This window comes from Fundicoccus ignavus, assembly GCF_009659375.1.
In the GTDB taxonomy this organism is placed as follows: domain Bacteria; phylum Bacillota; class Bacilli; order Lactobacillales; family Aerococcaceae; genus Fundicoccus; species Fundicoccus ignavus.
On record NZ_WJQT01000004.1, the window covers coordinates 131,770 to 153,666 of the forward strand.

Genomic DNA, 21,897 nt, shown 5'->3' on the forward strand with positions numbered 1-21,897 from the left:
TTATATTTAAGGAGTGAAAGTTAAAGATGGCAAAAGACTTAAAATTCTCAGAAGACGCACGCGAAGCTTTACTTAAAGGTGTAGATACATTAGCGAACACCGTTAAAGTAACTTTAGGACCAAAAGGTCGTAATGTAGTATTAGATAAAACTTATGGTTCGCCACAAATCACAAACGATGGTGTAACCATTGCGCGTGAAATCGAATTGGAAGACCGTTTCGAAAACATGGGTGCACAATTAGTGATGGAAGTCGCTTCTAAAACAAATGATGTTGCAGGAGATGGAACAACGACTGCGACTGTTCTAACACAAGCAATTGCGCGTGAAGGAATGAAAAACGTTACCTCAGGTGCCAACCCAGTAGGCATCCGTCGTGGAATTGAGAAAGCAACTAAAGTGGCGGTAGAAGCGCTGAAAGAAATGTCAGTACCCGTTTCATCTAAAGAATCGATTGCGCAAGTAGCAGCCGTTTCTTCAGGTGACGAAGCAATCGGTGAATTGATCGCTGAAGCAATGGAAAAAGTTGGTAAAGACGGTGTCATTACGATTGAAGAATCACAATCAATGGAAACTGAATTGTCAGTAGTTGAGGGAATGCAATTCGATCGTGGTTACTTGTCACAATACATGGTAACAGATAACGAGAAAATGGAAGCAGTTCTTGAAAATCCACTTATCTTGATTACGGATCGTAAAATCACGAATATTCAAGACGTATTACCTTTATTAGAAAACGTCATGCAAGCAGGTCGTCCACTGTTAATTATTGCAGAAGACATTGAAGGAGAAGCATTACCGACATTAGTCTTGAACAAATTACGTGGTACATTAAATGTCGTAGCGGTTAAAGCACCAGGATTCGGTGACCGTCGTAAAGCAATGTTAGAAGATATTGCAGTCTTAACGAACGCTACAGTAGTTTCTGAAGAATTAGGCTTTGAATTAAAAGACGCTTCAGTTGAACACTTAGGTAACGCTGGTAAAGTTACAGTAACTAAAGATAATACAACGATTGTTGAAGGTGCTGGCGACTCTAAAGCAATTGCTGACCGTGTAGCGGTTATCCGTGCTCAAGCAGAAGAAACAACTTCAAGCTTTGACCGTGAAAAATTACAAGAACGTCTAGCTAAATTATCAGGTGGTGTAGCGGTAGTTAAAGTTGGTGCCGCAACCGAAACTGAACAAAAAGAACGTAAATTACGTATCGAAGACGCGCTAAACGCAACGCGTGCAGCCGTTGAAGAAGGAATCGTTTCAGGTGGTGGTACTGCATTAGTTCAAGTACAAGCAGCCGTTGCTGAAACTGAAACAAGTACAGATGACGAAGCGACAGGTGTTCGCATTGTGACTCGTGCCCTTGAAGAACCATTACGTCAAATCGCGATTAATGCTGGTAAAGAAGGCGCAGTAGTCGTGAATGAAGTGAAACGTGCAGAAGAAGGAATTGGTTACAACGCCTTAACAGATGTATTCGAGAACATGATCGAAGCAGGAATCGTTGACCCAACTAAAGTAACGCGTTCAGCTTTACAAAACGCAGCCTCAGTTGCCGCTTTATTATTAACAACTGAAGCAGTAGTTGCAGATATCCCAGAACCAGTCGACCCAGCAGCAGGCGCAGCCGGCATGGGTGGTATGGGCGGCATGATGTAATTCACCCCAGCCAAAATATTAACCGCGAGCCTCTCCCAATAAAACGGGGGAGGATTTTTAATTTGTAAGGGATTGTGCGTTTTATGTTGAGTTATTAAACGTTGTGCTTCGTTAGGCTAGGCTATAAAACGAATTTTCAAGGTACGTTGTTAAGAAAATTCATTTTATTCATTGCTTCAATAAAAGCGAAGAGCAAAAGGAGTGTCGATCTGCAGGCCGACACGATTTAAACGCCTAGTGTTTCTAATATAATTGTCGTGGACCATGGGACACGACTCCGCCTTTGTTTTCTTGTTGTAAGTAATACAAGTTTAGCAAGGTTAAAACATTCTTGAAGCCCCTCGCTCCAAAAAAAGAGGTTCCACAGTCCGCTTCAGGTTGCATAAGCAGATGAAATCTCAAAAAATTTGTCTAAAGTTATTGACGGTCACATGAATCCTTTGAATATTCGATCGCTGTAAACACCAATTAAAACGCAAACCCTGTGAAGCATCTATATAAGTCTCTAATAGTAAGCATAAAAAGGCTTGATAAGCCGTCAGGAAGCTTATCCTCAAGCAGTCTTTCGAGAAGTATTTTGGCTTAGGGAAATAAATTGGTCTTGTCATGACACTTGGAAATTTTCATAATTTAATGATAAGATAATAGACGAATTTATTATTTATTATGATGGAGTGAGGAGATTTTATGTTAAAAAAAGCAGTAGCAGAAGCAATTGGTACATTCGCATTAGTATTCATCGGTACAGGAGCAGCCGTTTGGGATAGTGGCAACACTGGCGTCTTAGCAGTAGGTTTAGCATTCGGTTTAACGTTAATGGCGATGGCATACAGCGTGGGAACTGTTTCAGGCGCGCACATTAACCCAGCTGTCAGCTTGGCAATGTTCATCAACAAACGTTTAGACGTGAAGGAATTCTTGGTTTACGTGGTCGCACAATTAATCGGTGCAACTGCCGCAACAATGACGCTACGTTTCTTACTTTCAGCATCAAGCATGGATACAGCAAACGTAGCAGCGAACACCTTAGCAGAAGGTTTATCTAGCATGGGTGGTTTCGCGATTGAAACGATCCTAACGTTCTTCTTCGTGTTAGTGATTCTAACAGTTACAGGTAAAAACGGTAACGGCAACATGGCTGGCATCACGATCGGTTTAACGTTAACAGCGATGATCTTAATGGGCGGCGCGAACTCAGGTGCGTCATTAAACCCAGCACGAAGCTTTGCTCCAGCTCTATTCACCGGCGGTGCAGCAATGTCTCAACTATGGTTGTACACATTCGGCCCATTACTAGGTGGCGCGATTGCAGCATTCGTTGCGAAACATATTCTAGACACCGAAAACTAAGCCAAAATACGACCCAACACCAAACGGCCCGACCGCTGCAAAACAGCGTTCGGGTCGTTTTTGTTGATGTATCCATTTCAGCTGCGTGTAGTGTTTCACTAACAGTAAACCTACTGAAGGGACTTTATTTGCTAGGTTAGTTGAGCTAGAAGGTAGGTTGTTAGCCCTCTCGACTTTGTCCGTTTGCTTGAATAAAAGCGAAGAGCAAAAGGAGTGCCGGCCAGCTGGCCGACACGATTTTAAACGCCTTGAGGCTCTAATAGAATCGTCGTGGCCGATGGGACACGACACCGCCTTGGTTTTCTTACAAGAGAATGAATTGGATGCTAGCTTGTTTGTTCATGTACAGATAATATATCTATCTTATTCCATACTGTCTATATTTTTTTGAAGCCGTAAAAATAACTGTCCATTCTATAGAGTCCATTTTATCTAGCCGAATATTCCAAACCATCGGCTAGAATAGGAGCTAATCTAGCCGATACTGCCAAACCATCGGCTAGAAAGAGAGCTAAACTAGCCGAACCTCCCATACCATCGGCTAGAAAGAGCGCTAAACTAGCCGAAACTACCAGACCATTGGCTAGAATAGGAGCTAATCTAGTCGATACTGCCAAACCATCGGCTAGAATAAGAGCTAAACTAGCCGAACCTGCCAAACCATCGGCTAGAATAAGAGCTAATCTAGGCGAACCTGCCAAACCATCGGCTAGAATAAGAGCTAATCTAGCCGATACTACCAAACCATCGGCTAGAATAAGAGATAATCTAGCCGAACCTGCCAAACCATCGGCTAGAAAGAGAGCTAATCTAGCCGAACCTGCCAAACCATCGGCTAGAAAGAGAGCTAATCTAGCCGAACCTGCCAAACCATCGGCTAGAATAAGAGCTAAACTAGCCGAACGCTCCCTACCATCGGCTAGAATACTCATCTACTCACAGCCACCAGCCCGCAACCACCCCAAACCCGCAACCGCCCAAGCTCCAAACCCCACGCAAATATTTCTCCTCGAAACCACATCTAAGCCCTCGCAATATGCTAAACTATAGGTAACAAACCATGAAGGTCGGGTGATCACTATCGAACAATTATATACCAAGTGGGGGCGCAAGCTGAATGCCGCCAAACCGCTACCAGAATATCCGCGTCCGCAAATGAAGCGCAAGAGTTATTTCAACCTGAACGGCGAGTGGGACTTTGAACTGAGCCATTTCCCCACGACCGATACCTACAGCAAGAAAATCACAGTGCCATTTGCACCTGAGACCGCCTTATCAGGTATCCAACAGCCGGTTTTTCCTGAGCACTATATGCACTACCGTAAGCAATTCACGTTGCCGGACAATTTTGTGCGCGACCGTGTGATCCTGCATTTCGGCGCCGTCGATCAGGAGTGCGTCGTCCTCGTCAACGACCAGTATGTCGGCGAGCATATCGGCGGCTACCTGAATTTCAGCTTTGATATCACTGACCACCTAAACGAGACCACCAATACTGTCGCGGTACTTGCCAAAGACTTCACTGAGTACCAGCCGCATGCGCGTGGCAAACAAAAATTGAAGCCAAAAGGCAAGATGAAATCACTCTTTTATACGCCAACCAGCGGCATCTGGCAAACTGTGTGGCTAGAAAGTGTCACAGAACATTATATTACTGAGCTCGACCTCAAGCCCAAATATAATGACAATAGCCTGACGCTAACGGTTCATACTAACAGCGACTTTTCGCAACAAGCGCGTGTGATTATTCAAGACCGTGACGGACATCGACAATCGGTGCCAATCCATACCAATCGCCCGCAAAGAATTGCGCTCGACTACTTGAAGCCCTGGACGCCTGCCGACCCGCATTTGTATACAGTAACGGTGGTTTATCGCGCGGATGTCGTGGATTCGTATTTTGCAATGAGGGATTTGAGTGTGGTGACGGATAAACAAGGGGTTCGCCGTTTTGCCTTGAATCATGAGCCGATTTTTCTGAGTGGGGTGCTGGATCAAGGGTATTGGCCGGATGGTGGGCTGACGGCTCCGGCTGATGCGACGCTGGTCCATGATATTGCTGAGTTGAAGGCGATGGGTTTTAATACGATTCGCAAGCATGTGAAAATTGAGTCGGCGCGTTTTTATTACCATTGTGATCGCCTGGGAATGTTGGTGGTGCAGGATATGCCGAATGGCGGGGCGCAGGATTATCCGATGTGGCTGGTGACTTATGCTGCCAATGCGTCTGATTTTCTGAGCCGCAAGTTGAAGGACGACAAATATAAATTGTTCGGCCGCGAAGACGAAGCGGGGCGTGCGCAGTACTACCAAGATTTGGCCGGCATGATGAAGCAACTGGCGCATTTTCCGTCGGTTGCCGCTTGGGTGCCTTTCAATGAAGGTTGGGGCCAGTTTGATGCGGCGCAGGTCGGCAAGTTGGTGAAGGAAACGGATCCGACGCGTTGGCTGATTGAAACGAGTGGCTGGTTTGACCAGCACGGCGGGGATGCCTACAGCATTCACAACTATTTATTTAAGTTGAAAGTCAAGCCGCAGGAACGTGTGGTGGCGCTGACCGAGTATGGGGGCTATGCCTATGCGGTTGATGGCCACGTCGCAAGCGACAAGGAGTTCGGCTACCAACATTACAAGTCGGCGGCAGCGTTAACCGCGAATTATGAGCGCCTCTGGAAAGAAGACATTCTGCCGAATATTGCCAACGGCCTTTCGATGGCGATTTACACCCAGGTTAGCGACGTCGAGGAGGAAATTAACGGCATCTTCACCTATGACCGTGAGGTTCAAAAGCTCGACCCGACCACCGTCAAACGCCTCAATGACAAAGCCCAAACCCTTTTCGAAAACACCGGCAAAATACGATAAATCATCATCTTGAAAAAGCGCCAGTAAGTACAAGCTTGTTGACGCTTTTTTTATTCGTATTATAAGTATAAGTATTAGGTTGATGGATCAAACCTTGTGCTTCGTTCAGCTTATTGTTTGCCAAGGTGATAGTCGCTTCTGGAGCCTTTACTTTCCTTCCGGCTTTTCCAACTCAAGCGACTAGGCTTTGTCTAATTCACTAGAGATAAAGGCAGAGCTGCTGCGCCGATTGCGCGAGATACCACTCTCGGAAAATAAGGCGCCGAGTGACGGTGAGTAATCCGATAAAAGCATTAAAATCGCGAAAAGAAATTTAAAGAAGTAATGATAGTATGATATTTTTGAACGCAAAAAAACACCTTAAACTTTAAGGTGCTACAAGGATGACGAGTGTTTACCTTCAGCTCTTTGGCGCTGAATTTCTTGGTTGATTTTCGCTTCAGGCGCGAAGTCTTGCTCCCAATTGTCAGGTTTCAATACTTTATGCGTGACAGGATGGTAATGAGGCTGACCGTCAGGAAACAGCTTGCCCATGTTGGCTTCGTGGATAATGTTCATAATCGGACCAGGATTAACCCCTAATAAAGAAAAGGAACCATAAGTGAAGTACAATAAATCGCTCAAAGCGTCGACTTGGTCGATTAAAGGATCCGTTACGACGTGCTCTTTGGAAAGAATCTTGGCTTTAGCGGTGTCGATGGCAGCATGCAAGCTGTCGATTGCTTGGTCAAATGTTGTGGGATTATTGTCGCTGACACTGTAGGCAAATTCAACGATTTCCTCAATTTTAAAAGCGGCGCGATCCAGCGTTTTCTTCGAATCAAAGGCAGTCGGCTCGTTAGGAATCGTCGGGTCAAAGATGTGATGGAATTCTTCAGTCATGTCAAAATGATTCATAGGTAGCTCCTTCTGGTAGTATTACGATTTATTATAAGCGTTCGTCTGATAAATGGAAAGAAAAGTAATTAAGAAAGCGGTTTCGCTTGTGTTGGGGAATTGATATAATGGAAGGGAAGTGGGTAGCACTGCTGAAATCATATCGGCATGGAAATCCTGTAAACATCAATAATAACAAGTGAGGGTAGAATATGATATTAGACGTAATCAGCAACTTAGAAAACTACAGACAATTATTCCCAAGATTTGAAGCCTATCAAGAGTACTTAACAAAAATGAATGAACTACCAGAAGGCAAATACGACCTGGGAGAAGGCGAATTCTTTTCGATCATGTCAGGCGAAACCAGAGAGTTGGAGAGTGCTCAGTACGAGTTCCATCAAAAATATCTTGATCTGCAAATAATGTTAGAAGGGTCGGAATTTATGCAGTGGCAAAATTTGGATAAAGTAGACCAATTAAATTTTGATGCAGAATCAGACATTGGCTTCGGTACTGGCCCAGGTACGCTCATTGAAATTCCCCAAAATAGTTTTTACATCGTCTACCCGCAAGATGCGCATATGCCTGGCTTGCATGTGGAAGAGCCTGCGCAATTTAAGAAGGCTGTGTTTAAGTTGAAAGTGAAGTAGAAGCTGGGAATGGTGCAAGTGGATTGGCGTTATTATAGGGATCGTTTAGTGTTGTACCCGCAAGCGCGGGGGTGATCCCAATCAATTTCAGCCTTAAGGGAAGAGTTTACAGTTGTACCCGCAAGCGCGGGGGTGATCCCTGCTCCTGTTGGTCTTTACTCTCGCTATCCCAGTTGTCCCCACATACGTTGGTAACCAAAATTGCCAGAAGTACCACCTCCTAATAATTAATTATTTGTCAAACATCCATCGGATTAGTAAACCATTTATTATACAGTTTTCAAAAAGAGACTGATATGACAGCTTTAATACCTTCAAATTGAAACAAATTTTGGAAATTCATCTGCTTCTACTCGCTACAAAAATTCATCACCTTCACTCAAGCCCATCTATGAATATTCTGTGAAATTTATAAGTCAAAGGCATGATTTCCATTACAGGCAAAATAAAATCATGTAGAATAAACACATGAGCCGTATTTCATTTGAAAAACGGTGCGCTAACAATCTATTTTATAATAAAGGCTATAATAATTGAGCGGGCAATTTAAATGGAACGAGTTCCGCTAGCAAGCCAACTCAACTATTTAAAGGAAGGTATTATAAAATGCAGAAAAAAATTGTAGTTGGAATGATTGTGTTAGTGGTGCTAGGCCTGGTGGGTTACCTAATGGGGAGTCAGTATTATGCGGAACGATATTATTTGAACACTGAATTTGCGGCGGTGGATATTAGTAACTTAACGCAGGCGGAAGCGGCGGACAAATTGAAAGAAAGTTTTTCGCAACAAACGATTAATTTTAATGAAGCGGATCGAGCATGGGAGCCACTTAATGCAAGTGACTTAGGCATAACCATTCAAGCAGATGAGGCATTAGCAAGCTTAATGTCAGAACAACATAAGCAGAATTGGCTATTTGGGGCGGTGACGGATACACAAATTGCTTATGCACCGCAAGAGTTAATCACGATTGATGACAAGCAACTACAAGAAGCATTAACCGCCAATAATCAGGCGAATGGGGAGCGGTTCTTGCCAACGGATGCGAAAATTAGCTATTCTGAAACGGAAGGCTATCTAATTGAAGCGGGCCAAACGGGAACAGAGCTCGACAATTCGGTCTTAAAAGAACAAATCATTCAAGCTGTCCTTAATCAAGAGGTGGTTGAGGTGAGTCAAGCTTACTTGCAACCAAGTATCACGGCCGATAATCCGTCCCTCGTTCAAGAGTTGGAACAGATTCAAGCTTTGACTTCGATGGAGATTACGTTAACCATTGCAGGTTATGAAGAAGTGATTACTCCTGAAATGATTTATAGTTGGTTGATTTTGGATGAGAATGGTGAGTATTATTTTGACCAGGAGATGATTTATGACTATCTTGGGACGTTGAATGATGCGTATGCGACGTATGATGATTACCGTAATTTCACTAGTACCTTGCAGGGGGATGTGCAGTTGTTGCCGGGGACGTTGGGTTGGTCGATTGACCGTGAGGCGGAAACGGAGAATATACTGAATGATTTAGCGGCTGGGGAGTCGGTGACGAGAGAGCCAGCGATTGTTGGGATTGGTTATAATGGGACGCTCGATGATATTGCGGGCAGCTATATTGAAGTCGATATGACCTATCAAATGATGTATGTTTATATTGACGGGGTGGCGGTGATTTCGACGCCGATTGTGACGGGTCAAATTGGGACTAACACGGTGCCGGGGGCTTATGCGATTTGGAATATGGAATCTCCGTCGGAACTGACGGGCTTTAATCCGCGGACGGGTGTTGATTATGTGCAGCCGGTGACTTACTGGCTGGCCTTTGACTACACGGGACAGGGGATTCATGATGCCAACTGGCAGCCGACTTTCGGGGGCGACGCCTACCTGACCAACGGATCCCTGGGCTGTATCAACACACCGCCTGACATCATGGCGCAAGTCTACGAATACGCCTATAACGGCATGCCGGTGCTCGTCTTTCAATAAGGCAAAATACTACTTTATAACATATGGCGAAGAAGGGGAACAATCCTCTTCTTTTTTTGATGGAGAGTTTAACATGCTCATAATAAGTCCAGAAAGGAAGCATCCGTGTGGGAGATACCCAAGACCTGGCGGATTAAGTGGATGTTAGAGACGACATGGCGTTAATCAGTCAACAAGTGAGCTGACTGATGACGTAGGCCCTATTTTTTTTATCGATCATTTAGCGTGAGCTCTTTTAACTATGCATAGTTTTAATCAATTCAGTGCGACGTAAAAATAAGTTTGAGAGATCTTTATAGGTCTGATTTGTCATGGAGATTAAGGACGCTATCCTCCCGAAAAAAATGAATCCGCATACATAATTGTGTTGACCAAGCAAATTCTATAGGTTATAATCATTTACGTAAACGTTTAACAAGTTGATATAACAACATTCGTAATTCTGTCATGAAAGGGGGATTAGATTGGCTACTACAATTAAAGATATTGCTAAACAGGCAAATGTATCGATCGCAACTGTTTCAAGAGTGATCAATCAACTAGGCGGCTACAGTCAAGAAGTGGAAGAGAATGTGTTAAAAATTGCTAAAGAGTTGAATTATCACAAGAACGAAAATGCAATCAGCTTAGTAAAAAATGTGTCGAATATTATTGGGATTATTATGCCAACGGTCGATTCTTTCTATTATTCAAATATTGTGAATGGGATTGAGGATGCCGCTAAGAAACACGGTTATAGTGTAATCCTTATGCATGCAGGTGTAGAAGGAGAGAATTTCAAAAGTTGTTTGAATCTAATGGCTGAGCGCCGAGTAGATGGCATCGTGGCATTCTCGATATTTGTTGAACAAGAGGGCGTTGATTTAGTGAAATCGCTCAATATTCCGATTGTACTTCTGTCAACCAAGGCAGTCGAAGATTCAATCCCCTATATAAAAGTGGATGACTATTCTGCAGCTTTTGAAGCGACTGACTATTTAGTAAGAAATGGCCATCAGCGAATAGGCTTCGCTGGGGTTAGCCCGATTGATCCAATTGCTGGGATTCCACGAATCAATGGTTACCGCGACGCTTTAAAGCAAAATGGGATACCAATTGAAGAAAAAATGATTTATTTCGGTGACTATACCTTCACCTCCGGTAAAAAAGCCATGGAATACTATATTCAAAACGACATTTCTTTGACCGCAATTTTTTGCGTGAGTGATGAGACGGCGCTAGGCGTCATTTCAGAATGCAATAAACAAAATATTATAGTGCCTGAGGATTTATCGGTGATAGGTTATGATAATTCAAAAATTTCATCAATGGTAACACCGACAATTACGACTATTTCACAACCATTTTATGAAATGGGAAATCTTGGCTGCGAAAGTTTAATTCTTTCGATTCTTAAGAAAAAAGAAATTCTTTCCGAGATTGTACCTTTTACTTTGGTTGAACGTAATTCAGTAAAAAAGTTATTATAAAATAACTTTTTTCGCATTACGTAAACGTTTAACCTATTGAGTATACAGCCTTCTTAAAAAATTTAAAAAGGCTATTCGTAAAGATTTATTCTGAAATCAAGTAAATTCATTATCATTAGTGAAATTACTTGATTTCAAAATGGAAATAGAAAAGGAAAGGAGAATATAAAGAGAAGCTTGAATTTATTATTCTGATTACGTAAACGTTTAACTAAAAGAAAGTAGGGGAAATGATGAAAAAATTATTAGTAGGTATGCTTTTAGGTTCAGCTGTTTTGTTAAGTGCATGTGGATCAGCAGAGGAAGCGCAGCGAACGGCAGAAGGTAACCTGATTGTAACTTTAGGTCAACAGACTCAGCAAAACTCAAAGTTACCGGAAGGCGATAGTTACGCCGATAATGCTTACAGACGTCTCGTCAAAGAAAAACTAGGCGTTCAATTAGAAAGTGCCTTTGAAGCAAATGGCGACGAGTATACGCGCCAAGTTTCCTTAGCAATTGCGGCAGGTGAGATACCTGACATCATGGCTGTCAGCAGAGACGAGTTAGAAGAATTGGCAGAGAATGGTTTAATCGAAGACTTAACCGAAGTTTATGAAGAATTTGCTAGCGATCACATCAAGTCAATTTATGACTCTTTCGATAATGTTCAGTTGAATGCTGCAACAATCGATGGACAATTAATGGCATTACCAGGAACAGCTAACGATTTCGGACCGAACATGGTTTGGATTCGTCAAGATTGGTTGGACGATTTAAATATTGAACTGGACGAGGATGGGAATAATGCAATTACTTTAGATGAGTTGGTCGAAACTGCGACGATATTTCAGGAAGAAGATGCTGGAGGAACTGGAAAAACCAAAGGCTTGGCATTAGCGTACTGGTTAACATCCGGAGACCACGGTAGTTCAGGCTATACAGCAACCGCCATATTCAACGCATTCGGAGCCTATCCAAAAACTTACCTAGAAGGCGAAGATGGAAATTTAGTGTACGGCTCTAATACAGAAGAAATGAAAGAAGGTCTAGCCTTCTTGAATGAACTCTTTACGCAAGGGATCTTAGATCCACAATTCGGAACTCGTACTTACGATGATATTAATGCAATGATGGTCAACGGAGAAATCGGTATCGTACCCGGACCTTGGCATTTTCCAGACTGGGGCTTAGTTCAAGCAAAAACAGCAAACCCTGAAGCGGTTTTCACGCCATTTGCGATTGAAAACGAAGATGGCACTGTCAATGGTGTTAATAAACCAGGAGTGGGTAGCTTTGTAGTGGTGAGAAAAGATTTCGAAAGACCTGAATTAGCGATTGAAATGATTAATTTAATCTATGATGAAGTCGCAAATTCTGAAGATATGGAAACAGAATTCCCTGAGGTTTATGAATACGCCCAATTGGCTGTTGATGGCTCTATCCGACCTGTAAACATTGAACTGTTCAAAAATCTAAGTGAGATTAATGATGCAGTACTAGCATCGGATGCAGCCTTAGGCAACTCAACTATCGAGGCTATTGATAGCTTTATCGTTCAGAATAATGCGCGTAAGATTAAGGCGTATTTAGATGACTCAGTATCTTCTGATCCAACCGATTGGTCCGTGTATGCTTCACGCTTATTGGCTGTCAATAATGTCATGAATGGCGTACGACAAGCAGGCATTTACAATGAAGTGAATCCAGTTGCAATCTTTGAAACCATTGAAGCAAGCGAGCGTAACGGGGCTCAAATCAACAAATTGGAAGAAGAAACCTTCATCAAATTTGTGACGGGTGAAGAGACACTCGAAAACTTTGAGCAATATGTAGAAACGTGGGGCCAACAGGGTGGGACGGCGATTCTAGAAGAAATGCAGTCAATCAACAAAGAAAATAATTAATTGTAGACTAGAATAAAGCATTTCATTGTCAATGAAATGCTCTATTCTACAATTATAGGAGAAGGAGACAAAAATATGGAAAAGAGAAAAAGAAAAAATTGGTTCTCTAAGAATCAATGGCTCTTTTTAGCAATGGTCGCTCCAGGAATGATATTCTTACTAATTTTTTCTTATGCCCCTATGTTTGGGCTCGTGATGGCTTTTCAAGATTTTGTACCAGCAAAAGGCTTTTTAAACTCAGAATTTGTTTGGTTAGATAATTTTAAATATATTTTCACTTTGCCTGATATTTGGCAAGTTACTTACAATACCATCTTTATCGCCTTGGGGAAAATTATTCTAAATACCATTATCCCCATTATTTTTGCAATTCTATTAAATGAAATTCGAGTAAAATGGTTTAAGAAATCTCTACAAACGATTGTATATTTGCCACACTTTTTATCGTGGGTAATTTTAGCTTCAGTAGTTGTGAACTTGTTTAGTTTAGACGGTACTGTCAACCAAATTCTGCAGAGTATTGGCCTGAATCCTATCAATTTTTTAGGGAGTAATAAGGTTTTTCCTCATCTGTTAATCTGGACGGATGTCTGGAAAGGCTTCGGCTATAGTTCAATTATTTTCTTGGCCGCTATTACGTCGATTGACCCTGGAACTTATGAGGCTGCGAAGATGGATGGTGCTAGCTGGTTGCAACAAGTTAGACATGTGACGTTACCAGGTATGTTGCCCTATATTATTCTGATGACGATTCTCGCATTACCTGGAATTTTAAGTGCTGGCTTCGATCAAGTATATAACTTATATTCACCACCAGTTTATGCAAGTGGTGATGTGTTAGATACCTACATTTATAGAATTGGACTTATTGGACGTGACTATAGTTTAGGTGCAGCAGTAGGTTTAATACGTTCCATTGTCGGTTTATTTCTAGTGTTTGGCTCTAACAAGGTAGCAGAAAAAACTACTAACCGGGTAATGTTTTAGTCTAGAAAGGAGTAATTTAGATGAAAGAAAAATTTGGCATTCGTCTGTTCATTATATACACAATAGTGATTTTATTGACATTATCTTGTTTAATTCCACTGTTGAACGTTGTCTCGCTATCTTTAAGTAGCTCTCAGGCTGCGGCTGCTAACAGAGTCGGTCTCTGGCCGGTTGAGTTTACTTTCGCGGCATATGAAAGAATAATGAATGACTCTCAATTCTGGCGTTCTTTTGGAATTTCTGTTTTTAGAGTGGTAGCAGCCTTAATACTAAACCTGCTTCTCATTATTACGCTCGCTTACCCATTGTCAAAATCTAAAGAAGTTTTCTATTCAAGAAAATTCTTCATGAACTTGATAATCTTTGCGATGTTATTCAATGGTGGGATGATTCCAACTTATTTGATTGTTCGTAACTTAGGGCTCATTAATAGCGTATGGTCACTTATTCTACCTGGCGCCGTACCTTTAGGTAGCGTTATTTTAGTCATGAACTTTTTCCGTGGCGTGCCCAAATCATTAGAAGAGTCGGCCTTACTGGATGGTGCAAATTCATGGACTGTTCTAACCAGAATTTATGTACCAATTTCTCTGCCTTCTCTTGCCACGGTATCGCTCTTTAGTATCGTCGGAAGCTGGAACGATTTCTTCGGCGGTTTGATTTATATGACCAAAGTCGAGAATTATCCATTGATGACCTACATCCAATCATTAAGTGTAAATATTGCTGAAACTCTACGAAATAGCGCAGGTATGTCATCAGAACAACTACAAAGCCTACTAGCCGTTTCAAATCGAAACCTTAATGCAGCCAAAATAGTTATCGCAATCATCCCGCTATTAATTATTTATCCGTTCTTACAAAAATATTTCGTGCAAGGAATTGTTGTTGGCGCAGTGAAGGAGTGATAACTATGCAAGAATTATTTAGACTTAACGGTACTTTCTACCGTATTATGATGAAGGTCTGGAGCTTGATGGTACTTAATTTATTGATGATTATTACCAGCCTGCCGATTGTGACAATCGGTGCGAGTCAAGCAGCTGCTTTTGCAGTCACAACGCGTATCATCACACAAGGTGAAACACGAATTGTCTCAACCTATTTGGAAGTGTTTAAGAAAAGGTTCAAGCAAAGCACGATTGCTTGGTTAAGTATCCTACTAATTTCAAGCATCCTGATTACTAACTGGCTATACCTGATCACATTTAATCAGCTAGACAGTTGGATGACCATAGGCGTAGCGATAGTCACCCTCATCGTCATAAATTACATGCAGTTTATCTTTTACTACTTATCACGATATGATGACTCATTCAAGCAAGCGAGTTTAAACACCTTAAAGTTAGCAATCAACTATCCATTGACTAGTAGCTTGTTGATGCTAGCTTTCTGCTTGCCCTTTGTTTTGATGTTATTGTCAAATTATTTATTTGTTTTTGGCATCTATATAAGTATGTTCTTGGGACTCAGCTTTATTCATTTCTTAAGAACTTTTTTACTACTCGCTTTCTTTAAGCGCTTTGAAAATTCAACAACTAGTCACAATTAAACAATATAATTCGTAAATACGAGAGGAGAATGAATATGTCGAAACATTGGTGGCAAGAAATTGTCGTTTACCAAATTTATCCAAGAAGTTTTAAAGATAGTAATGGAGATGGTATTGGAGACATTAGAGGGATAATTGAAAAGTTAGATTATTTACAGAATTTAGGAATTGGTGCCATTTGGTTATCGCCAGTTTACCAATCACCTAATGATGATAATGGCTATGATATCTCAGATTACGAAGCAATAATGGAAGAATTTGGCACGATGGAAGAAATGGAAGAGTTTCTGTTTGAAGCTAACAAACGTAATATAAAAATTGTCATGGATCTAGTAGTCAATCATACATCAGATGAACATCAATGGTTTATTGAAGCCAAAAAGAGTCAAGAAAATCCTTACCGTGATTACTATGTTTGGGCAGACCCTAAATCTGACGGGAGCGTACCAAACGATCTTAAATCAACTTTTTCTGGCCCTGCCTGGAAATTTGACGAAGCAAGCGGTCAATACTACCTGCATTTGTTTAGTCAAAAACAGCCTGATTTGAATTGGGAAAATCAAAAGGTTCGCCAAGCTATCTACGATATGATGAATTTTTGGATTGATAAGGGAATAGGTGGTTTCCGAATGGATGTCATCGATTTGGTCGGTAAAAAACCTTTAGAGGGTATCACGGGAAATGGACCTAAATTACATGATTATCTTCAAGAAATGAATCAAGCAACCTTTGGTAAACACGATTTACTAACGGTTGGTGAAACTTGGGGTGCCACACCAGAAATTGCAAAGCTGTATTCTAACCCTGACCGTCATGAACTATCAATGGTCTTTCAATTCGAACATGTTGGCTTAGATCAGCAAGATGGCAAAGATAAATGGGATTTAAGGCCTATTAAGATTTCAGAACTCAAAGAAGTCCTGACTAAATGGCAAACTGAGTTAGGAGATGAAGGTTGGAACTCATTATTCTGGAATAACCACGATTTACCCCGCATAATTTCACGCTGGGGTAATGATCAAGAGTACCGAATTCAGAGTGCAAAATTGTTTGCCATTCTTCTACATATGATGAAAGGTACACCTTATATATACCAGGGCGAAGAAATTGGCATGACTAATACTGCCATTAAGGATATTCGCGAAGCAGCTGATATTGAAACAATCAACATGTACAGTGAACGTCTAGCAAATGGCTTTGATAAGGACGAAATCATTGAGTCAATCAATGCGAAAGGCCGAGACAATGCTCGCCGTCCGATTGCTTGGGATATGAGTGAAAATGGAGGATTTACTACAGGTAAACCTTGGATTGCATTAAATGAGAATTTTCGAGATATCAACGTTGAAGCCGCGTTAAAGGATCCGAACTCTATTTTTTATACTTACAAAGACTTGATTCAATTGCGGAAAGATCATCCCATCATCGTTTGGGGGAGTTTTAAATTGTTGGATACAGTAGATAATGTGTTCAGTTATTACCGTGAGTATGAGGGTGAAAGATGGCTAGTAGTAGCGAATTTATCTGATGAAACGAATGAATTTTCTTCAGAAGACTCTATTGATCATATAATTATCCAGAACTCGGAAGATGAGATTATCTCGCTTGAGAATATTACGCTGAAACCTTGGCAAGCATTTGTTGTGAAAACCAAATAATATCCATTGAAAAGTGTCAGTTGGCTAAAGCTTACTGACATTTTTTGGGGTTTACTATAATTTATCAGAGATGATAATAACCTCGAGCTTTCTAAAGAAGGCTAGACGAAGCAAAAGTTTTCCGTAACATGTCAGTTTTTATTTTACAAGGAGGCGAACACCACGGCTATCCCATTAGTAAAAGAAGGCATCTAAGGACCAATTAGACGCGCTGATAAGGACAGAAGCTTTGCATCAACAGAACGTCTCGCTATTAGCGCCCAATATAAACAAAATAAAAATAATCAGTGACTGCTCTTCGTTCAGTCGAAGCTGAAGAAATAGCAATGATTATTTTTTTCTTTTGCATATTGCGCTCGTTATGTTAGGAAGTTTCTGATGAGCGTTTAAACTTTAATTAGTGGTCACTTGATATTGTTGCTGACGGCTTGGGAAAACTATCTATTAGACAATCTGACAGGCTTCAAGATATTAGCAAAATATAAGTCAACGAAGGGTGACCTAACAGAAAAACTTGAATAAACAATACAATAAATAACATGTGTCATTCTTTTGCTATCGTCATACCAGCGCTTTATTGGTCCTATCCAGTTGTTACTCTTTTTTTATTTGAAGTACACTGATCAATCAGAAAATTTACACCCATAACGACATGCTGGTACTAGTGTGCAATAAGCCAAAATATGATTTTATATCTAGCGATTAAGAAGATGTGATTGCCTTCCATCGTTAGATCTTTTGTTCTATATCATCTTATAAAAGGGACTTATGACACAGTCCCTTTTTACCTAAAATCCCGCCTCGTTAGGAGTGCGGAATTTTAGGCTATTAGATAATGTACGCCTATAACGGCATGCCGGTGCTCGTCTTTCAATAAGGCAAAATACTACTTTATAACATGTGGTGAAGAAGGGGAGCAATCCTCTTCTTTTTGTTTTGTGAAAAAAACGATAAAAAATGGAATAAAGTCTGACTGTAGCTATTTAACTAAATAATCCGTTTTATACAATTGTATAAGGTGTTTTGTGTGGGAACAAAAGCTAATGGCGCTTAAAATGTTGTTATTGTTGAATGTTATCGAATAAAACATATTATTATATAATTGTATAAAATAACTTGATTTTAGATATATCTTTGTATATAATGAAGACAAGAAGAAGGGAGTTGCGATAAATGGATATCAGTAAATTTGTTGCTTATAGTCGTTTGTTAGAATCGCCAGAGGATATTATGGATTTAGTCGACGAAAAAGGTGAAGTGATTATCATAAAAGATGACGAGCCTTTATACGTCATTCAGAATATCAATCAAAGAGAAATAAAGGAAGAGAGGAGTGAATTTCAAAAGCCAGTAGAAAATATAACCTTGCATGTTGCGATGGAAAGAGTGCTAAGTCAAGTAGATGGGCATACATTACACGCAGCAGAACTTGCGGACGAGATATATGATCAAAAATTGTATTTCAAAAAGAATGGTGAGAAGGCTAATGCTGTGCAGATCAGAGCTAGGGCTGGGCGATATCAAGATAAATTTGAAGCTTTATCAGGGAATCTTATTAAACTACGTTAGATTGATCATGATTAGAAAAAGAAAGGAAGATTAAAATGGAAAAATATGAAAAATTTGCGACTTTAGAGGAACTGACAAGTAATTTAAAAATGCTTGAAAACTCACCAGCTGTTTATGGTGTATTCTACAAAGGGGATAAGCCAAAATTTTTGGAGGTTGGTACAGGTGGACATTTTAAAGGGAAAAATCCTAATGTGGCAATCGAACTATTAGAAGAAAAATGGGTTTATGGTGTTCAAGAAATCTACATTGGTAAGGCAACTGATTTGAGAAGCAGATTAAGTACTTACATTAGATTTGGCAATACCAAAGCAGTAGGACATTGGGGTGGAAGATATATTTGGCAAATCGCCGATCGAGAAAACTTAGTATTTGCTTGGAAATATATAGAGGAACAAGACCCGCGTCAAGTAGAAGCTAAACTGCTTCAAGAATTTAAACAACGTCATGGGAAATATCCATTTGCAAATATCAATGCTTAGTCAAAAGAAACTATATATTAATGGCTTACAAAATAACCAATTAAATCACTGCATTCATGCTTATGTAAAGATTGATAGTAGATAATACCTAGAAAACATCAGAAAAGGGGATTTATTATGAATTGGAAAGAACTCCAAGATAATCATCATATTGTGTTGCAAGGCGGAGTAACAACGTTATTAAACAGTCCAAATGTTCAGAATCCAAAAGAAACATCAGTACAGGTTGGTAATTACTTAATTTATAATCAAGAACAACTATTATATGTAGGTCAAGGTATTAATATAAAAACTCGCCTATCTAAACACTGGAAAAATAAAGAATTTGCTATACATGGAGAGAATTTATCGTTCAAAGAAATACCTAATACGATTGGGCGTAAGGAATTTGAAGAATATGTGATGTGTAATTTGAAACCAGGAAATAACAAATCTCACAAAGGAAGAATATTTACTTTGAGTGAAGAGACTGAAGAGGCAGCTTTATTATTATGGCAACAGAGTCAAACTTTGACTGGAAAGTTATTGAATGAGGGACTAATCGAAGCGGTTGAGGCTTCGGAAATAAAATGGCAGGGAAATAATCTACAAGGTGTTTATCTTGTCAGAAGAAATAACGAATTGATCTATGTAGGAGAAACACACAATTTTAATGAGCGGATCGGTACCCATCATGGACGGACTAGAATGTCTGCATTAAGAAGAACGATAGGAAAAAATATATTTGGTTTTGATCTTAAAACACAAGCAGAATTAGGGAATTTAATAAGTAATGATAAAAAAAGGAATTTCTTTACGGAAGAGGAGGATAGCTTTGTTAATCAGTTCATTTCTGAATGTGAGTTCACAGTATATTCAGTCTCGATTGGACGTTTAGAACTTGAAGCAACGTTAATTCAAAGATTTTCACCTATGCTAAATAAACAGGGAAACAAAGATTAAGCGGTAGGGGGCTTTAGTGTGCATCATCTTAATATAATCCATATCAATTATTTAAGATTGATATGGAATTTTTTTATGGAGTTAAACTAACTTTCAACCAGCGATTAAAGTTTTTGCGTCAAAAGATATTATAATTCTTCTACCTAGATGAACTCAGTCTAAACGCTTAAACTAAAATCATCAATCAACAATATTTTTCAAACAGCACAAAATATTAAAATGTAACCATTTAAAACAAGAGCCACAACACCTCAAACAAAAAGGAAAAAAATATATGCCAAGCAGAAGCGACCACGAAAACTACCAGATTCTGAACAAGATCGTCAAGACTAACAAGCCAAAACTAAGCATCGTTCTCATCATCCTGGATCAGTTTCGTTATGATGCAATTCATGCGCATTGCAATGAGATGATATCGAAGCCTAAATAACAAACGGTTCCCTGGGCAGTATCAGCACACCGTCTGATATCATGGAGTAAGTTTACGAGTACGCCTATAACGGCATGCCGGTGCTCGTGTTTCAATAAGCCAAAATACGATTTTATACCATGTGGTGAAGAAGGGGAGCAATCCTTTTCTTTTTATTTAGCAAAGGATCATCAGGTGAACTTTTTAACGTTAGAGCAACAACATAAATACACCAACGAATAAATAATGGAAAACAGATCGTCTCGCCTATCAATTAAAAAATGAATGCTTTATGTAATGGAGGGGCCGATGTATAATCATTTATATAAATAAATTAATGTTAAAACTTGTTTTCCTGGATTTTTACGGTTGTCATTAATATAAATAAGTTAATGATCTAACAATCAACTGATATAACTTTGATGATTAAGGAGGAAAAGTATGGTTATAAAGATAAAAGTCACCAACTTAAAGAAAAACGCGGTAAGTTCAATATGGGGAGCCTGATCTTCAAACAACCTAAAACTTTTAGAAAGAGACAATAGTTTGGGCATTGGAAACTAGATACAATGGTCGTCACATTAGAAAAATTTGTTTGTTAACCTGTTGTAGAAGCAAGTAGAAGCAACAGGAATTGATTACTAATTTTCAGATACCTACAGCGCTTTGCAAAGAGGGTCAAACGAAAATTCGAATGGCTTAATGCGCGAATTCTTTCCGAAGAAAACTGATTTAACTAAAGTGAGTGAAACTGAATTATTCACGGCTTTATGGCTAATGAATAATCGACCAAGAAAATGTCTGAATTATCAAACACCTTTAGAAAAATTCATGCACGAAACTTCATTAATTGAGTAAAGAAAAAAATGTCGCAATAATTATTGCAATTCGTCATAATAAATTTCTATATTTTGACCTTTCTTCTGTGGTGGGATATGTATGGTTTATAATAGCTCGTCTGTTGTCAATAAAGTCTAGTATGAATCTATAAAGAATACCATTGTTCCACTATTTAATTAATTAATTAATTAATCAAGTAAAAACTTTCAACATCAAAAAGAGAACGTTAAAAAATCGTTAATATATATATGGATATTAAAAAATAAAAAGAGGTGCCGACTATGGAAGATGAGATTTTCAAAAATATATTTAGTAAAGATGTTTTAACTATTCCGAAAAGATGGGAAGGTGATTTTAAGGAAATTTTTATAAATGATTTAAATGCTTATATAGAGTCGTTAGTAGAGTTTGCTGTTGAGGATGAAACACTTGAAAACTTAAGAATAATCATTCGTAAACTTGATATCTCACTTGAAGAATATTTCAAGGGGAACATTGCTAAATCATATCAATGTTTTAGCAGTATAATGGATGATTTTTACAATACAGAAATTAATTCGGGTTTCGAAAAGTTTTAAAAAAACTATAGTAATGATAACAATAATCAAGATAATGAATATGGAGTTGATCTATATAGAATTAGACCAATGAATGATAATAGGGGTTATGGTAGAGAAGCTATTTTTCATGTTCCTTTTAATTCAAGGCAGTCTGTGCA

The 21,897-nt window shown here is 39.6% G+C and carries 17 protein-coding genes and 1 pseudogene; 16 read left to right on the top strand and 2 right to left on the bottom strand.

The genetic code is table 11. The features are described 5' to 3' along the window. The first annotated feature begins 26 nt into the window (after positions 1-26). Together groL and GF867_RS04735 are read left to right on the top strand one after the other, a co-directional pair. The gene (gene groL, locus GF867_RS04730; RefSeq protein ID WP_153831965.1) at positions 27-1,655 is read left to right on the top strand and encodes a chaperonin GroEL; all 1,629 of its coding nucleotides are present in this window, start codon (positions 27-29) and stop codon (positions 1,653-1,655) included. 687 nt (positions 1,656-2,342) lie between these two features. Then, positions 2,343-3,005, top strand: a complete 663-nt coding sequence (locus GF867_RS04735; protein WP_153831966.1) for an MIP/aquaporin family protein — start codon at positions 2,343-2,345, stop codon at positions 3,003-3,005. A 428-nt stretch (positions 3,006-3,433) separates the two neighbouring features. Here the strand turns inward: GF867_RS04735 and GF867_RS04740 are convergent, their stop codons facing one another. Then, complete coding sequence (locus GF867_RS04740; RefSeq protein WP_153831967.1) at positions 3,434-3,937, bottom strand: hypothetical protein; 504 nt, start codon at positions 3,935-3,937, stop codon at positions 3,434-3,436. Between the two features lie 139 nt (positions 3,938-4,076). Here GF867_RS04740 and GF867_RS04745 point away from each other — a divergent pair, with 139 nt between their 5' ends. Then, positions 4,077-5,870, top strand: a complete 1,794-nt coding sequence (locus tag GF867_RS04745; protein WP_216650254.1) for a glycoside hydrolase family 2 protein — start codon at positions 4,077-4,079, stop codon at positions 5,868-5,870. 375 nt (positions 5,871-6,245) lie between these two features. Here the strand turns inward: GF867_RS04745 and GF867_RS04750 are convergent, their stop codons facing one another. Further along, positions 6,246-6,767, bottom strand: coding sequence for a pyrophosphohydrolase domain-containing protein (locus GF867_RS04750; RefSeq protein WP_153831968.1), 522 nt, complete (start codon positions 6,765-6,767; stop codon positions 6,246-6,248). Between the two features lie 191 nt (positions 6,768-6,958). Here GF867_RS04750 and GF867_RS04755 point away from each other — a divergent pair, with 191 nt between their 5' ends. From GF867_RS04755 to GF867_RS04815, 13 genes and pseudogenes are all read left to right on the top strand, one after another. Continuing rightward, a complete protein-coding gene (locus tag GF867_RS04755) occupies positions 6,959-7,399 on the top strand; it encodes a NanQ anomerase/TabA/YiaL family protein (protein ID WP_153831969.1) in 441 nt (146 codons plus the stop codon). Between the two features lie 606 nt (positions 7,400-8,005). After that, entirely contained in the window at positions 8,006-9,385 is a 1,380-nt protein-coding gene (locus GF867_RS04760) for a L,D-transpeptidase family protein (RefSeq protein WP_153831970.1), read from the top strand. Positions 9,386-9,849: 464 nt separating this feature from the next. Next, positions 9,850-10,854: a LacI family DNA-binding transcriptional regulator gene (locus GF867_RS04765; RefSeq protein WP_153831971.1), complete on the top strand. Its 1,005-nt coding sequence runs from the start codon at positions 9,850-9,852 to the stop codon at positions 10,852-10,854. Positions 10,855-11,087: 233 nt separating this feature from the next. Next, positions 11,088-12,740, top strand: a complete 1,653-nt coding sequence (locus GF867_RS04770) for an extracellular solute-binding protein (protein ID WP_253940732.1) — start codon at positions 11,088-11,090, stop codon at positions 12,738-12,740. Between the two features lie 75 nt (positions 12,741-12,815). Further along, complete coding sequence (locus GF867_RS04775) at positions 12,816-13,727, top strand: ABC transporter permease (RefSeq protein ID WP_153831973.1); 912 nt, start codon at positions 12,816-12,818, stop codon at positions 13,725-13,727. A gap of 20 nt (positions 13,728-13,747) precedes the next feature. Continuing rightward, a complete protein-coding gene (locus tag GF867_RS04780) occupies positions 13,748-14,635 on the top strand; it encodes a carbohydrate ABC transporter permease (protein WP_153831974.1) in 888 nt (295 codons plus the stop codon). A gap of 5 nt (positions 14,636-14,640) precedes the next feature. Next, entirely contained in the window at positions 14,641-15,279 is a 639-nt protein-coding gene (locus GF867_RS04785) for a DUF624 domain-containing protein (RefSeq protein ID WP_153831975.1), read from the top strand. A 35-nt stretch (positions 15,280-15,314) separates the two neighbouring features. After that, positions 15,315-16,937, top strand: a complete 1,623-nt coding sequence (locus GF867_RS04790) for a glycoside hydrolase family 13 protein (protein WP_172973959.1) — start codon at positions 15,315-15,317, stop codon at positions 16,935-16,937. Positions 16,938-18,110: 1,173 nt separating this feature from the next. Next, the gene (locus GF867_RS04795) at positions 18,111-18,506 is read left to right on the top strand and encodes a hypothetical protein (protein ID WP_153831977.1); all 396 of its coding nucleotides are present in this window, start codon (positions 18,111-18,113) and stop codon (positions 18,504-18,506) included. A 35-nt stretch (positions 18,507-18,541) separates the two neighbouring features. After that, complete coding sequence (locus GF867_RS04800) at positions 18,542-18,988, top strand: GIY-YIG nuclease family protein (RefSeq protein ID WP_216650255.1); 447 nt, start codon at positions 18,542-18,544, stop codon at positions 18,986-18,988. A gap of 117 nt (positions 18,989-19,105) precedes the next feature. Next, positions 19,106-19,930: a GIY-YIG nuclease family protein gene (locus GF867_RS04805; protein WP_153831978.1), complete on the top strand. Its 825-nt coding sequence runs from the start codon at positions 19,106-19,108 to the stop codon at positions 19,928-19,930. A gap of 1,054 nt (positions 19,931-20,984) precedes the next feature. After that, a pseudogene (locus GF867_RS04810) lies at positions 20,985-21,197 on the top strand (transposase); the annotation flags it as partial. 263 nt (positions 21,198-21,460) lie between these two features. After that, positions 21,461-21,757, top strand: a complete 297-nt coding sequence (locus GF867_RS04815; protein ID WP_153831980.1) for a hypothetical protein — start codon at positions 21,461-21,463, stop codon at positions 21,755-21,757. Positions 21,758-21,897: the final 140 nt, after the last annotated feature.

What these genes read in the sequence shown, in the direction of transcription:
- groL (WP_153831965.1), top strand. Translation starts at nt 27, where the DNA reads ATGGCAAAAGACTTAAAATTCTCAGAAGACGCACGCGAAGCTTTACTT.
- GF867_RS04735 (WP_153831966.1), top strand. Translation starts at nt 2,343, where the DNA reads ATGTTAAAAAAAGCAGTAGCAGAAGCAATTGGTACATTCGCATTAGTA.
- GF867_RS04740 (WP_153831967.1), bottom strand. Translation starts at nt 3,937, where the DNA reads ATGAGTATTCTAGCCGATGGTAGGGAGCGTTCGGCTAGTTTAGCTCTT.
- GF867_RS04750 (WP_153831968.1), bottom strand. Translation starts at nt 6,767, where the DNA reads ATGAATCATTTTGACATGACTGAAGAATTCCATCACATCTTTGACCCG.
- GF867_RS04755 (WP_153831969.1), top strand. Translation starts at nt 6,959, where the DNA reads ATGATATTAGACGTAATCAGCAACTTAGAAAACTACAGACAATTATTC.
- GF867_RS04760 (WP_153831970.1), top strand. Translation starts at nt 8,006, where the DNA reads ATGCAGAAAAAAATTGTAGTTGGAATGATTGTGTTAGTGGTGCTAGGC.
- GF867_RS04770 (WP_253940732.1), top strand. Translation starts at nt 11,088, where the DNA reads ATGAAAAAATTATTAGTAGGTATGCTTTTAGGTTCAGCTGTTTTGTTA.
- GF867_RS04775 (WP_153831973.1), top strand. Translation starts at nt 12,816, where the DNA reads ATGGAAAAGAGAAAAAGAAAAAATTGGTTCTCTAAGAATCAATGGCTC.
- GF867_RS04780 (WP_153831974.1), top strand. Translation starts at nt 13,748, where the DNA reads ATGAAAGAAAAATTTGGCATTCGTCTGTTCATTATATACACAATAGTG.
- GF867_RS04785 (WP_153831975.1), top strand. Translation starts at nt 14,641, where the DNA reads ATGCAAGAATTATTTAGACTTAACGGTACTTTCTACCGTATTATGATG.
- GF867_RS04790 (WP_172973959.1), top strand. Translation starts at nt 15,315, where the DNA reads ATGTCGAAACATTGGTGGCAAGAAATTGTCGTTTACCAAATTTATCCA.
- GF867_RS04795 (WP_153831977.1), top strand. Translation starts at nt 18,111, where the DNA reads ATGGATATCAGTAAATTTGTTGCTTATAGTCGTTTGTTAGAATCGCCA.
- GF867_RS04800 (WP_216650255.1), top strand. Translation starts at nt 18,542, where the DNA reads ATGGAAAAATATGAAAAATTTGCGACTTTAGAGGAACTGACAAGTAAT.
- GF867_RS04805 (WP_153831978.1), top strand. Translation starts at nt 19,106, where the DNA reads ATGAATTGGAAAGAACTCCAAGATAATCATCATATTGTGTTGCAAGGC.
- GF867_RS04815 (WP_153831980.1), top strand. Translation starts at nt 21,461, where the DNA reads ATGGAAGATGAGATTTTCAAAAATATATTTAGTAAAGATGTTTTAACT.